This window comes from Asaia astilbis JCM 15831 (assembly GCF_000613845.1).
Classification (GTDB): Bacteria; Pseudomonadota; Alphaproteobacteria; order Acetobacterales; family Acetobacteraceae; genus Asaia; species Asaia astilbis.
Genome location: NZ_BAJT01000013.1, coordinates 46,940 through 60,687, shown reverse-complemented (window position 1 = coordinate 60,687; position 13,748 = coordinate 46,940). Strand labels below are relative to the sequence as shown.

The following is a 13,748-nucleotide window of genomic DNA, read 5'->3' as shown; positions in this document are numbered from 1 at the left end:
TCTCTTACGCCGCTTCTGTCGTCTTTGTTGTTTTGGGGGCGGCGCGCAGGCGATCCACCAGTGCATTGAATTTGTCTTCGATCTCGAAAACGTCTTTGAATTCCTCAAAGGCCCAGCGTCCACAGGTTTCAAGGTGGTTCACACCAGGAATCCACAGCGTACGCATGGTCTCGGCCTTGGCCTTCGCGTCTTCCTTTCGATACCCCTTGATTTCGACGACGAGGCTGACTGGCTCGACCTCTCCGTCATCAATGCGGACGATGAAGTCCGGCCGGTAATGGCGGGAAACATGGCCATCATTGTAAGGCACTTCGAAACCAAGTCCCTGATTCTTTACATAGGCCATAACGTGCGGGTTCTTCTCCACCACACGGCAGAACTCGGCTTCCCAGTCGCTGTCGCAAACGACCACGTTGATATGACTTTTCTCTGGATCGGTTTTCCATGTCGTCTTTGTTGTAACGAAACTTACATCGGCCGATGAACCGATCGGCGCGAAAGGATCGGGCACGACGATGACCGGCTTTTCTCCAATATTGGCGCGCGTGATGGCATTCTTGATTTTCTCCGCTGCCCGCTCCGCAATATCAGGGCGAAGCAGGAGCGCAGGATAGGTTCCGCCTTTGCAGACGAGATGACTGTCTATCCATTCCCGAACGATCCGACGAATTGGGCCGAAGAGGTGCAAAGGCGGGTCTTCCCCCGCATCTCTATAGGTTCGAGTAATGAGATAGGTCGCAAGCTTGAAGATAATAGTGGAAGAACGGGCATCTTTCATGTCAGCAAGCGTAAGATTATTACTCTCGCCAATAATACCCGCATTCTCGGTGTTTGTCGGACCGACAAGATCCGGCGTCAGTTCCAATGTAGAATCCGGGGTGAATTCCGCTTTAGCTGTTTGGCTGGGTAATTCTGTACGATAGGCCGCTACACGAGGAAAAATGATTTCCAGAGCATCTCGGTCAGGACGCACAGCATGAACATGCGTGGTCGGTTTTGGGGTGGCCGGGACGGAAACGACTGGCTTTGCTGTAAAGTCAAACGGGATGCCGAGGATGTCGGCGTATTCGGGGTTTAACAAGCCCTCTGCGTTCAATTCATAGGACTGGCGGCGCAGAGCGCGACCCACGACCTGTTCGCACAGGAGCTGTGTACCGAAAGCACGGACGCCAAGAATATGCGTGACGGTATTCGCATCCCACCCTTCGGTAAGCATGGAGACGGAGACGACACAGCGGATTTGCGCGCCCAGTTTGCCGGACTTGCCAACGGTGTTCATGACTTCGCGCAACAAGGTCGCGTCATCAATCTTGGCTGTGGCTTGCGGGTTACCCTCACGTTCGGCAATGTCGCGGCGAAATCGTTCGATCTCGTCGGATGCAACGGCGCGGAAGCTGGGATCGAGAGCATCCCCGGATTCAAGCTGGGCGCTATCGATCAGGATGGTGCGCGGGCGGGAATGCCGCTGATGGTTTTCGTCGTAATTGGCAAAAAGCGGGAAATGCCCTGTGTTTACGATTGTTTCGTTACCGTCTTCGTCAACCTCACTCCATCCAGATATGTATTTATAGACAAGTTCCGAGGTCGTCGTGTTGTTGCAGACGACGATGAAGACCGGCGGCACGTCAATGCCCTGCTGCTCCCAGATTTCAAAAACCTGGCGGTAATGTCCATAAAGCGCGTCGAGCGCGTCATAGAGCAGATGCGGTAGTTTTTCCGGATCCGCCACGGCGCTACTACCGCGCCCCTTCTTGGGCATATCCTTGCCGATATTATCCCACAGATTGCGCAGCAGCGGCATTTGGCTGCCGGGCACATTGTCGGAAATCGGGACGCGGGGCAGTTTGACGATTCCACATTCGATCGCGTCCATCAGCGCGAAATCGCTCATCGTCCAGGGGAAGAGCGTGCCTTCTGCATACCCTGAGCCTCGGAGGAAGAATGGCGTTGCCGAGAGATCGAAGATTGTTGCGATGCCAAGCTTACGCTGCACGATTTCAAGGCCAGAGAGCCAGAGCCGGGCAGCCTTGTTGTTCTCATCGGCTTCTGCCTTGTCGTCGCCTTTGAGTGCCCCTTCCTCATCCGTTGTCGGCTTCTCGCGATAGCAGTGATGTGCTTCATCATTGAGCACGACGACACGTTTGAGACCCATCAGTTCGGGCATGACGCGCTGGAGCATCTGGCCTTCCGTTTCGAGCGTCTGGACGGTCTCTTCCCGCCAGCCTTCCAGAACCGTCCTTGTACCTTTCGCAATATCCAGCCGTTCGCGCAGCTTGAAGGCGTGATAGTTGGTAATGACGATCCGGGCCTTCATCACGTCCGGCATCATGTCGAGCGGAACGATTTCGCGTGACCGGGAATAACTATCCGGATCGTTGGGGAGCAGTACACGCAGCCGGTCCTTGATTGTGATGCCGGGGGCTACGATCAGGAAGCCTGATGAAAATAGTTTGCTCCCTGGATGCCGGACGGCGTTCACGGTTTGCCACGCGATCATTAGAGCCATGACGGTCGTCTTGCCAGCACCGGTGGCAAGCTTGAGCGCGAGGCGGAACAGTCCGGGATTGGCGCCCTCGTTGGCCTGTTTGAGGTGCGTGATGAAACGCACGCCCCGATTGCCCAACTTAGGCGCGACCTCAGTCAACCAGATTGCCGTTTCAACTGCCTCGATCTGGCAGAAAAAGGGCTTGATTCCGCTGAAATTATGGTGGCGCCAATGACGAAGCAGCCGTGCGGTTTCAGGCGTCACGCCCCACTGGTCCGGGTTGGGAAGCTGCCGCCATGCATCTACGGCAGAACGGACTTCGTTGATGAGGCGACTATGATTGTATTCCTGCTCTTCGGTGGAAAGCCCCTCAGTGTCGGTATAGATCAGACTGGGCTGAGCTGCTGTCGCCTTGGTTTTCTTGGGTTTGGGGACCGGAGTGATGAACTCCGCCGCTCGCCGTGATTCTAGAAGGGCTCCTGTTGGCTGCCCATGTTCGTCCAGTGCCCAGTGTCGCGTCGGATATCCATAAGGGGAGTTGACGACGGGGCGGAGGAAGAAGTCGTGTTTCATGAAGCGGGATGGCCTAGGCAGCAAAAAAATGAACAAATACACTGTAACAAGAGATTGAAAATTCGGCGAGAGCTTGCGCCACTACTTCGTCCGAAGAGCCGATCCTCTCTGAATCGATCCCTTTGATCATTTAGATGGATCACTATGATGGATAGGAAGGTCCATCGGCATTTTCAGATGCTTGGGGGTAGTCGGCAAAAGCGTGAAACTTTCTGCTAGAATAGCATCCGTGATCTCGCAAAGCGAGATGACACTGACCTTAATGTCGCGCGTTGGATTCGCAATGATTTCGCATGCTGCAGGACCAAACTTATCATAATTTGATCACCACCATAGCGAGACGTGAATTCGAGCGTGTCCTGCGGCGCTTGATCAAACGTATCTCTCAAGTTGCTTCGCCCACGCAGCACACTTGGCTGGAGATAGGAACGATAGGAGGGGGATAGAGGGTGCAATTTAGCCCCCATCTTATCATGAGATGTGCAGAGGATCGTACCGCCTTGCTGCGCTTCGCGAAAGTGAACGTTCAGGTTGCACCAAAACATCCGCACGCCAATTCGCAGTGGCACGTTCCGGCTGCTAGAAAGCTGTCCGCTCATAGGATCCTCCCTATATGTCATCAAATCTTTGCACATGGGGAGCGAGCGACAAGCGCAGTAGACCTCGTAGGTCCGTCGGCTTTGAGAGGGCCATAGCTTCCTCAACCTCGCCACCCAGATATCTTACCGTTCTGGCCAGCTCGGTATGACCCAGCAGAAGCCCCACCGCACGCCGGTTGCCGGTGCGTTTATAGATCATGGCAACTTTCGTCCGGCGAAGGCAGTGCGGACCGTATTCGTCGGGGTTCAGGGTGTTGGGGTTTCAGTATGGGGGATGAGAATCGGGTGCCTTCTTTCATGACACTTTTTCCGGGAGGGCTGCTCGTATGTAGCCGGGTGGAGAATTTGTTCATACGGGTGAAAATGGCATCAGTGCATGGTGATTGCGGACTGACAAATTCGGGGGACGGAATGGTGTATGTCCGAGAAGAAAGGAAATCGGACGACCTACAATATTGAGTCCGATCTCCGATTACGTTTCGGATATTGCTAGATCAAGCGTCTCGTAACCGATCGCTTCGACAACACGCTTGAGGTTGGGGACGTCAATCGCGGAGGTATAGTTCATGGTCCCCTGGCTGCGATGCGTCGCTTCATGCCCCAGGAGGCGGTCAATCCAGATCTCGCGCAGTTCATGCCCGGCGTTGCGCAGCTTGGTCGAGACTGTGTGCCGGAAGCTGTGAAAACAGACTTCCCTGGGAAGTCCGGCTCTGCTGCGGAGGCGCGCGAAGGCCTGAGAGAAGCTCGCCGAGCGGTCGCCGGTTTTTGTGACGACCAGATCCGGGAACAGCCAGACCTGATCGGGCTTCATGAAAGACAGGATACCCTTTGCAATCAGCTCAGGGTGGATTGGTACGATGCGTGTGCCTGCCTGTGTCTTCGGGGACCATCCGCTCTCGCTGTGCGGGCGGACCTGGAAGCAGGCGACACCCTCGATCATTTCGATATCGGCGCATCGCAGGTTGCAGATCTCACCCAGCCTCATATTTGTATAGGCAGCAATATTGATGATTGCGGCTGCCGTGCGTGCAGAGGGCAGGCGGCTCGCCCATGGTGTCGCATTGAGCTGCGCCAGCTCAGCGTCGCTGAAGCAGCGTCGTTCGACCTTCTTCGTGACATGGTAGTCCCAGCCTGCCCAGACATTGCGTGACACCAGATCACGCTGCAACAGGAGCGCCCAAAGAGCAGAGAGACGAGAGAAGTGGTTCTTGACCGTCTTGGCGCTGATGGTCTCGAGCTTCTCAGTTTCAGCGCGCGCGACCTCGTCACGGATCGAGCGACCATTGCGCTCCTTGCCGTGGGTGGCAGGAAGACGGAAGAGGAGATCACGGAACTCGCCAGCGGTCTCGCCGGTAATCCGTTCAACCTCCATGTCGCCAAAGGCATCGATGAACAGGTTAAGCGCTTTGCGCGTGCCACGTTTCGTATCCTCTGAGCGATTGGTATCCCGGTAAATAAAACGCTCCGCAGCCATGCTGACCGTCAGAAGCTTTGCGCGGGAGCCGGAGCTTGCCAGCTTTTTCTTTGGTATGGTTTGTCCGCGTGGGTCTGGTTCAGCAGTCAGCTGCACTGGGGCGATAGGTTCGCTCTTCGTGGCGGTTCCAATGTCGACAACGATGCTTTTCAGGAGATCGACCTGAGCGGCCAGATTAGCGGCCTCCGCACGCGCTTCAGGTAGATCCTTCTTCACGATTTTCCGCATCGTTTCGAGCCGCTCGGTATCCTTGGCAAGATAGGGGCCGATGATGGAGAGAAAACGCGTCACAAGGTTGTTGAACTCGAGGAAGCGTACCTGAACCTCTGTCATTTCCCTCTCATGCTTGAGTTCGAGCAGGCGCATTTCGATGGCATGGGCAGACTCGGTATCGCGAACGAAGCTCTCATAAAAAGTGATGATCTCGTCCGGTGTGGGCGGTCGGGCTTTCGAGTCACTCATGGCGCGCACCTTGTCGAAGAACTGTCCGGTCCGGTCATATAGCTGTGCCGCCCGTCTGCGAGCCTCGAGTTTAGCTGAAGTATCAAGCGAAAGGGAGATCTCGGACCGCCTCAGAAGAGGCCGGATATCCTTCGGCACGGCCCTGCGAAAATGGTAGCGGGACCCTATCAGACGCAGCATCAAAATTTCCCATTCTGGGAAGAAATCCGGAAAAACCCCGGTTTGACGCGTTGAGAGCCAAAAAACCCATCAATTTCAATGAGATAGTGGTGCGAACTATGGGACTCGAACCCATACGCCCTTACGGACTCGAGATTTTAAGTCTCGTGCGTCTACCATTCCGCCAAGTTCGCACAGCACGGCGTTGCCTCTAGCACGAGGTGCGAGGCGAGGAAATCCCTCTGCTCGTTACCCGAGACTCAAGAGCCGCGTGCATGGTGCCTCAGCCAGTTTTGGGCTTCGCGGCGCTCTGGGTGGAAACGCTCGACATGCTGCCAGAAGGCCTGACTATGGTCGAAATGGATGAGATGCGCCAATTCATGGATGATGACGTAGTCACGCACGGTTGCTGGCATCAGAACCAGTCGCCAGTTGAGCATGATTTTGCCCGTTCGGGTGCAGCTGCCCCAACGTGTTCTTGCAGCGCTACAGACAATGCTACTCGGCGTGCACGCCATAGACGCCGCATGGCGGCGAAGCTGCTCAGGCAATGTCATGCCTGCTATCTGTCTTAGAAAACAAACTGCACGCGCCTCGAAACGCTCGATAGGGCCGCCGATGATGAGGCGATCACCGTCAAGAGATGCAGGGCGGCGCTGCTCAGGGGCGTGGCTCAGGACCAGACTTTGATCGTTGAGAACGAGGTTCGACCCCGGGGCGAGGCTGAGCGCGTCGGGCAAAGCGGCCAGTTTTTCGTCGATCCAGGAGCGGTGCTGCGCCAGAAAGGCTTTCGCGCGTTTGAGTGCGATTGAGGGTGGACAGGTGACGATTACGCGTCTCTCGATCGGGTCGATCCTGAGCGACACCCGTCGGGCACGTGTCGAGCGGCGCCAGAACACGGGCCAGGGAAGTGCGTCGTCTGGAGCGCTCACCGGCCGCGTTTGTGATTTTGTCGTTTCTTGCGCTTCCGCGCGACCCCAGCCGGGATTTCGGCAGGCCAGTCGACCAGATGGTCTTCAAACAAACCTGCCTCACGTTCACTCAAGATACGCCCACGGCCCGAGATGCCCGCTTCGTGCACCGACTCAGCAGAGCCGGAGCGTAGCGGGTGCCATTCCGGTAGATCCTGACCGTCCCTGATCAGGATATAGGCACAGCTTGGGGGGAGCCAATCGATGTCGGTCAGGATGTCAGGCGTGAGAGAAACGCAATCCGGCACCTTGCGGAAACGGGTTTCGTAGCCTGAGCATTGGCACGACGTCAGATCGAGAAGGCGGCAGGCGACATTGGTGAAATAGATGGCGTCTGTCTCTTCATCACGGAGCTTGTGCAGGCAACATTTGCCGCAGCCATCGCAGAGGGATTCCCATTGCTCTGTGCTCATCTCGGAAAGAGGCGTTGTCTGCCAGAATGGCCGCTCATTGTCAGACATGGGCATGCCTTAGAAGAAGCAGGCAAACGGCGACGCAAAATGCAAAACTCAGGCTGGCCAGTGCGATGGGCAGTCGCAGCAGAGGGACCCACAGATAGCGGATTCTGGTCGCTCTTCCCGCACCGAGTCCGGATGCCGCGCGTGTGAGGCCTTCTTCTTGTCCAGAGAGACGTTGTACGACAGGAAGGATGCAAAAGGGTGCGATGAGTAGCCCGGCAGTAAAGGCCGTCCCTTTCTCACCGATCCAGGTCGGGACAGAACACAGCCATAATGCCCCAATCAGCCCCCCCGAAGCGCTTCCCAGCAGGAAACGGGGCAGGGAGTGGTATAGAGTCGATTTCAGGGCGATAAAGATCCCGAGGCTGATCAAGGCTCCTGCAATCAGGAGGAATAAGGCGAGGATCATTGTGTCGATGTAAGCCAGGACTGGAAGCGCTTCTGGAGCGCGTCAAAATTCATCGACCAGAAACGGTCGCTTCTCGAGAGCGTATGCAGATCGTGGCCATCCTGAGGGGCGTCCTGCGTATCGTCGTGGAGCGGTGTCTGATCACGCAGCATCTTGATGATGGTCGCGGTCTGTTCGGGTGAAACGTTTCGAGGGATCGCCCAGGAGAGCTTCTGCCGCAGCGACTGGTGCCACTGGGCGGAAAAGGAAACACGCGGCCCCAGCTTGGCAAGGCGATCGAAAGGTGTGGAGAGCATCAGCACAGCGCCGCTATTCATGATGCGGGTGGCTTCCTCAGGATTACGCCACCAGATCAGATAGGGTCTCAGCTGATCCAGTTTGCGGAAAGCCCGATCCACTCCAGAAGGTGACGACAGCACCGCGTAGACATCACCGGGTCCCACCCCGTCGGCCATAAGGGCGATCTCAAGCGTCCCGCGCGGATCCAGGCGCAAGGCGCGCTTGCCTGGATGCCGGGCAATATCCCAGAAATCGGCCCAGTTCGGGGCGCTGTCGCCCAACCGGCCACGATCCCAGGCGAGGACGAGGCTCTCTTCACCAGCCTGAATACCGCACGGAGAGAAATTCTGTCTCTGCGGGTCATTCGGAGCTGGTAGCGATTGCACCAGCCCGTCCCGGCAAGCTGCATAAAGCGTCGTATCGTCCACCATGACGGCCAGCCAGGGCGCCGTCCGAGCAACGGCCGCGTTCCGTAATGCGTTGATGCTGCCATCCCACTCCCGCAGTGGATAGGGCTGGTCCGGCATCAGAAGGGAGTGCGCGTCGATGCTGCCGGAAACGACAGCCAATACGGGAGGCTGCACAGCAGCATGTGCTGCTTTTTTAGGTTTGGTGTGGTGCGATACATGATGGACGTGGTGCGTCATCGCCGAAGCGGGAAGGGGAAGGCAAAGCGTCAGCAGCAGCGTACACACCACGCCACGTCGCGTGGTGTGGCGGTCAAGGCCAAGTCTTGAAGAGGGGCGAGACGCGCGCAGGAAAGACCCTTCCCGATAGGAAATGATAGTAGACCGTCTCTTATAGATCGTCTTGCATGGGAAAGGCCACAGCCTGACTGGCCTGCCATGCAAGTTGTAGCGATGTTCCCTGCGATATCGTGCGCATGGATTGTAGAAGCGGACGACGCATTTCGATCTCGGTCCCATCGGCTAGGCGCAGTCTAAGGCGGATATGCTCACCTGTGTGCAGCACAGACTGGATGGTTGCACGCAATGCTGCGGGCTCATCGTCGCCGGTTGCGGAGGCCCCGAAAAGAGGCGTCATACGATCTGGTCTGATACAGAGCGTGCAGAGCGAATCCTCATTTAGATCGGCATCTGCCAGCGCTTCGACGACACCACCACAGGCGAGGTGGATGCGGGCGATGTCGTCCTCGATCTCCAGAACCCGACCTGTGAGCAGATTGGCCTCACCGAAAAGACTGGCGCTTCGTGCGTCTCCCGGCCGCTCGAGGAGTGTGCTGGCGTCTGCGCACTGGATCAGGGTCTGTCGGTCGAAAAGCGCGATGCGACCGCCGAGCCAGAGCGCGTCTTCGCGGCTCTGGGCGACGTAAATCAGAGTCAGGCCCAAAGCGCGATGCAGCTTCGTGATCAGCTGGCGGGTTTTGCTGGCAGCACGGAGGTCGAGCCCAAGAAGAATGCCGTCAAGCAAAACGATAGAGGGGGCGTAGGCCAGAACCCGGGCGAGGCGGAGGCGTAAATTCTGCTCAGGATTCAGCTGATCGGCCCGTAGCGCGATGACGGCATCGAGACCAACCAGTGCCAGGATTTTGCTGATTGTCGCATGGATGGTCTCAAGAGACGCGCCTCGTGCGCGCAGAGGCAGTGCGATATTGGCCGCCACGTCCAGATGGCCGAAAACGGGGTCGCGGGCCGAAACGAGCCCGATCGGACGGTCTTCTGGCCGAAGGCTCATGATTTCGTGATCATTCAGAAGGATGCAGCCCTGAGCCGGTTTCTCGAAACCAGCGAGCATGTCGCATAGATGGCTGAGCGACACGGAATCTTCCGCCAGTAGGCACAAAGCCTCGCCTTCCTGCACCTTGAGAGAGAACGGTGGCGCCCCCTTGGTCAGACTCAAGGCTTCAAGAGAGAGGATGGATTTGCGGTCACGTGATGTTGCCGTCATGAAACCTCGTCTCTGCTCAATGCGTTGGGTGCGAAACCAATAGATGCGGTTATCGCCGTTTAAGGAGTTGTGACATGAGCAAATCAGACGTCAAGCAATCAGTGGATCTCGCAGCCAAGTCGGCACAGGAGCAGATCGACGGTCTGAAGGCGCAGCTTGAGCAGCTCCTCAAGGACCGTATCAACCCGGCTCTTCTGGACGTGGCAGGCCGTGCGGATCAGGCTGTTGCCAATGCGCGCGAGATCACCGATGTTCAGTTGCACAATGCGGAGGCACGCGTGCGGGCTCGGCCGATTGCAGCAGTTTTGATTTCTGCGGTCGTTGGCTTTATTGCAGGCCGTGTCTCCAAATAGGCCGCACCGTCTCGAAGCAGGGCGGCCGTTGACTGCAACCTTTCTCGGGGGCTGGAAGATGGCCAGGCTTGCTTCGGGCTTTCCGGGCTGGTTCGCCTCCGAGACGATCACACGGTAAAGGCGAGCGAATTTCCATGAAGGTCATCGATGTCGGGCAAGAAGCCCTCAAGGCTCAGGCGAGGTCTTTCAGCGAGTGGCAATGCGCGTCGGTCGTCGCGTCGCCTATTTCGTCATCGCGGCAATCTTCGGTCTCTTTGCGCTGATCTCTTTTCACGCTGTGCTCTGGGCTTTTGCTACAGCGTTCTGCATTTTTCGGCGTTCGCGGCGGCATGCTCGGTGCTGGGTGTCGACATGCTGTTTGTCATCATCTTCACGCTGCTGGGCACGCGTAACATTGCCGACCCGGTCGAATTTGAAGCGCGCCTGCGTCGGGACCGGAAGATGGCAGAGTTCAGGCAGACGCTCGCTCTATCGACGCTCGTCGGCATTCTGGTCGGGCCGATGGGACGTTTTACAGGCAAGCAGCTCTTCGGCGCCTTACGCAATATTTTCGCTCGCCGGTGACAAGCCTAACCAGCTTGTGACCTCTCCTGCCGGATTCTGATGCAAATTTCCGGCTTTGCTTCTGGCAGGAGTGTGACGTTTACCCTATGACCAAGGCCTGAGTTACCCCATGTTTTGGGCATGGGGTTCTTCCGGGGTCGGTCGGGTTACCTCATCTGATGTCTGCATCCTGGCATTGCGGCGGAGAATTTTCTCTTTGCCTCTGCCAGCTTTTGCTCTCATCCTTCCGATCCTGAGAGATCGTCACGGGAAGGAAGAGGGAGGCTGATGCTCGCAGAGTTTGATCTTTTTGGCGTTTTCATCTCTCCGATCGCCATTTATTCGCTCGCCGCCATTCCCGTTACGCTCCTGATCCGTTTCCTGCTTTGGCGCACAGGTGCCATCGAGTGGTTCTGGCACATCGCACTTTTTGAAGTCGCGCTCTATGTCTGCGTCCTTTGCCTGCTGGTGCTGTATGTCTGAAGCTCATGTTGCTTCCTGGATCCGGAGCGTGGTGACGATTTCCGGCTCCTGCTTCCTTCAGGCACTCTTCCCCCCGTTCTTTGACAAGGAATATGTTTCGTGCTGCTCGCCCGTACGCTGATCCGAGTTTTTCTCACTTTCGCGGTGCTCGGGGTCACGCTGCTTCTGGGCTACACGCTGTGGGAAACCTACATGATCGCGCCATGGACGCGTGACGGTCGTGTGCGCGCCTATGTCGTCGATGCGGCTCCCGAGGTCTCCGGAACGGTCGTCAGTGTCCCTGTACATGACAATGATTTCGTTCATCGGGGCGACCCTCTTTTCGTCATCGACCCAGTCAGGTTTCGTCTCGCCATCAAGCAGGCTGAGGCCCATCTGGCCGGTGCCGAGGAAGATCTCAAGCTGCGGCGCAATGATGCCAAGCGTCGCATGGGGCTGAACGGGATTGTCTCAGCTGAAGAGCAGGAAATCTATAATTCGAATGTCGAGACCCAGGAGGACGCGGTGAATGCCGCGCGCGCCACTCTGGATGTCGCACGTCTGAACCTGCAACGATCAACCGTTTATTCCCCGGTCGATGGCTACGTGACCAACCTCAATCTTCGGGTGGGCGACTACGCTCATGAGGGCCAGTCCCGCATGGCAGTGATCGATGCAGACAGCTTCTGGATCAACGCCTATTTCGAAGAGACCAAGATGTGGGGCGTGCATGTCGGCGATGTGGCACGTGTGAAATTCATGGGATACCGCGAAGTCATCCCCGCCCATGTCGTATCGATTGCGCGAGGCATCAACGATCAGAACGGGTCGCCCGACAAGCTGGGACTGCAGGACGTCAATCCGATTTTTACCTGGGTGCGCCTGGCGCAGCGTATCCCTGTGAGGATCCATCTGGATCGCGTTCCGCCTGAAGTGATTCTCGCGGCAGGCATGACGTGCACGGTAACGGTCGGGACCCCTGCTCGTGGGCAGAGGGGGCGCTTGACCACATGGCTGCAGAACCACCTCTGATGATGGTCACTCCTCCCCGCAGGATCGCGGCTTTCGCTCTGGCTGCGTCCCTTCTGGCCGGATGCACGGTAGGACCTGCCTATCGTCCCGACCGCATGAAATTACCGGATGGCTTTGTCGAGGCCGACCACGCGGCAACGCCCGAGGAAATCGCCCGTACCGAAGCAGAAATGAAGGAGTGGTGGGGGCAATACGAAGATCCGCTGCTCAACAGGCTGGTCGCTCAGGCGATCAAGGGTAATTTTGATCTTCTCATCGCCGATCAGCGCATTATTGCCGGGCGCGCAATGCGCGAAGAAGCGGCCTCTGCTTGGTATCCTCAGCTCGATGTCAATGCAGGGGGAGGATCGAGCCGGTATTCGATCAATATCGATAACTGGCCGATCCGCCCTGGAAGCCCTCAGAACCGACCTGAAGCGTCCGTGCTGACCTATGGTGCGCAGGCGAGCTGGGAAATCGATGCGTTCGGGCGCATTCGCCGCGAGGTCGAGGCCAGCGAGCGCGCTATCGATGTCAGTATCGAAGATCGGCGAGCCACGCTCATGACGCTGCTCTCCGATCTGGTACGCGCCTATATATCCCTGCGTGGGGCACAGCTTCGCCTCTCGATCGCGCAGGCGAATGTCAAAAATGCCCGAAATGCGATTGACCTGGCCAATCGTCTCTACCTGGAGGGGATCGGCAATACGCTGCAGATTGCTCAGGCCCAGAGCGAGCTCGATAGTGAACTAGCCTCGCTAGAGCCTCTCAAGGCCCAGATCGATACTTTGAGCCATGGTGTCAGTGTTCTGCTCGGCGACATGCCCGGCGATCTCAAGGCCGAACTGGAGGCCTTGCCGAACGGAACCGCGTCGCTGCCGGTGACGCCGCGTTTCCCCGCAACTCTGCCGTCTATCGTTGTGGCCAATCGCCCTGACATCCGTGCGGCAGAGCGGGGTTATGCCGAGGCAACTGCGCGGATCGGGGTTGCCGTAGCCCAGCTTTATCCGAAATTCTCGATCCCGCTCACGTTCAACCCCAATGCCTCGGCGATGTATCAGGCCTTTCAGGTCAATGCGATGAGCTGGTCCTTCATGATGCTGGCAAGCCTGCCGGTCATGCATGGTGGCCGTTTTACCTCGCAGGTTGTCGAAGCGAGAGCGCGCGCAGAAGCTAGCCGTCTCACCTATCGCAAAACGGTTCTGAATGCGTTTCGTGAGGTTGAGGATGCGATGACATCCTGGCTGCATAACGACCATTATGTCAGCCAGCTTCATCAGGCGTCGGTCGATAGTGGGCTTGCAGCCGAGCGAGCCCGACGCCTCTATGCGGCGGGGCTGACCGACTACATCAACGTTCTGACAACCCAACGGACTTTGCTGGGCGCGCAGGATCGCGAAGCTGCCGCTAAGACCGCGCGACTGCATGACACAGTGGCCCTGTATACGGCGATGGGAGCAGGCTGGCAGGGCATGGCGCTCCGTGATACGGCCTTGCCAATCGATGCTGCCAAGCAGAGTATTCTTGCGAAAACCTTCTCACGCTAGCATTCTTGCAACGTCTACGCTCGGAACCATATATAACTCATGAATTCTGTAGTAT

12 protein-coding genes and 1 tRNA gene are annotated in these 13,748 nt (G+C 57.3%); 5 read left to right on the top strand and 8 right to left on the bottom strand.

From position 1 onward, the window contains the following. Positions 1-4 precede the first annotated feature (4 nt). The 8 genes from JCM15831_RS10730 to JCM15831_RS10690 form a co-directional block, all read right to left on the bottom strand. Positions 5-3,058 carry a BPTD_3080 family restriction endonuclease gene (locus JCM15831_RS10730; RefSeq protein ID WP_025824266.1) on the bottom strand — a complete coding sequence of 1,018 codons (3,054 nt, stop codon included), beginning with the start codon at positions 3,056-3,058 and terminating at the stop codon, positions 5-7. A gap of 1,071 nt (positions 3,059-4,129) precedes the next feature. Continuing rightward, the gene (locus JCM15831_RS10720; protein ID WP_025824264.1) at positions 4,130-5,773 is read right to left on the bottom strand and encodes a DUF6538 domain-containing protein; all 1,644 of its coding nucleotides are present in this window, start codon (positions 5,771-5,773) and stop codon (positions 4,130-4,132) included. Positions 5,774-5,860: 87 nt separating this feature from the next. Continuing rightward, positions 5,861-5,946: transfer RNA gene (locus JCM15831_RS10715), tRNA-Leu, on the bottom strand. 66 nt (positions 5,947-6,012) lie between these two features. Then, positions 6,013-6,684, bottom strand: a complete 672-nt coding sequence (locus JCM15831_RS10710) for a M48 family metallopeptidase (protein WP_025824263.1) — start codon at positions 6,682-6,684, stop codon at positions 6,013-6,015. Beyond that, a complete protein-coding gene (locus JCM15831_RS10705; protein ID WP_025824262.1) occupies positions 6,681-7,184 on the bottom strand; it encodes a YcgN family cysteine cluster protein in 504 nt (167 codons plus the stop codon). Before JCM15831_RS10705 ends, JCM15831_RS10710 begins: the two co-directional genes overlap by 4 nt. Next, positions 7,177-7,554 (bottom strand): hypothetical protein, encoded by a 378-nt coding sequence (locus JCM15831_RS20330; RefSeq protein ID WP_156938833.1) that lies wholly within the window; start codon positions 7,552-7,554, stop codon positions 7,177-7,179. Before JCM15831_RS20330 ends, JCM15831_RS10705 begins: the two co-directional genes overlap by 8 nt. 32 nt (positions 7,555-7,586) lie before the next feature. Beyond that, positions 7,587-8,567: an extracellular solute-binding protein gene (locus JCM15831_RS10695; protein ID WP_232228129.1), complete on the bottom strand. Its 981-nt coding sequence runs from the start codon at positions 8,565-8,567 to the stop codon at positions 7,587-7,589. Between the two features lie 100 nt (positions 8,568-8,667). Beyond that, positions 8,668-9,777 (bottom strand): ABC transporter ATP-binding protein, encoded by a 1,110-nt coding sequence (locus tag JCM15831_RS10690; protein WP_025824259.1) that lies wholly within the window; start codon positions 9,775-9,777, stop codon positions 8,668-8,670. 74 nt (positions 9,778-9,851) lie between these two features. Between JCM15831_RS10690 and JCM15831_RS10685 the strand changes: the two genes are divergently transcribed. The 5 genes from JCM15831_RS10685 to JCM15831_RS10665 all read left to right on the top strand — a co-directional run bounded on the left by JCM15831_RS10685 (position 9,852) and on the right by JCM15831_RS10665 (position 13,693). Next, complete coding sequence (locus JCM15831_RS10685) at positions 9,852-10,130, top strand: hypothetical protein (protein WP_025824258.1); 279 nt, start codon at positions 9,852-9,854, stop codon at positions 10,128-10,130. Positions 10,131-10,277: 147 nt separating this feature from the next. Next, on the top strand, positions 10,278-10,694 hold the full coding sequence (locus tag JCM15831_RS18365) for a hypothetical protein (RefSeq protein WP_232228128.1): 417 nt from the start codon (positions 10,278-10,280) through the stop codon (positions 10,692-10,694). A gap of 267 nt (positions 10,695-10,961) precedes the next feature. After that, entirely contained in the window at positions 10,962-11,156 is a 195-nt protein-coding gene (locus JCM15831_RS10675; RefSeq protein ID WP_025824257.1) for a DUF1656 domain-containing protein, read from the top strand. 99 nt (positions 11,157-11,255) lie between these two features. Then, complete coding sequence (locus tag JCM15831_RS10670; protein WP_025824256.1) at positions 11,256-12,167, top strand: efflux RND transporter periplasmic adaptor subunit; 912 nt, start codon at positions 11,256-11,258, stop codon at positions 12,165-12,167. Then, positions 12,146-13,693 (top strand): efflux transporter outer membrane subunit, encoded by a 1,548-nt coding sequence (locus JCM15831_RS10665; RefSeq protein ID WP_373277638.1) that lies wholly within the window; start codon positions 12,146-12,148, stop codon positions 13,691-13,693. Before JCM15831_RS10670 ends, JCM15831_RS10665 begins: the two co-directional genes overlap by 22 nt. The last annotated feature ends 55 nt before the right edge of the window (positions 13,694-13,748 follow it).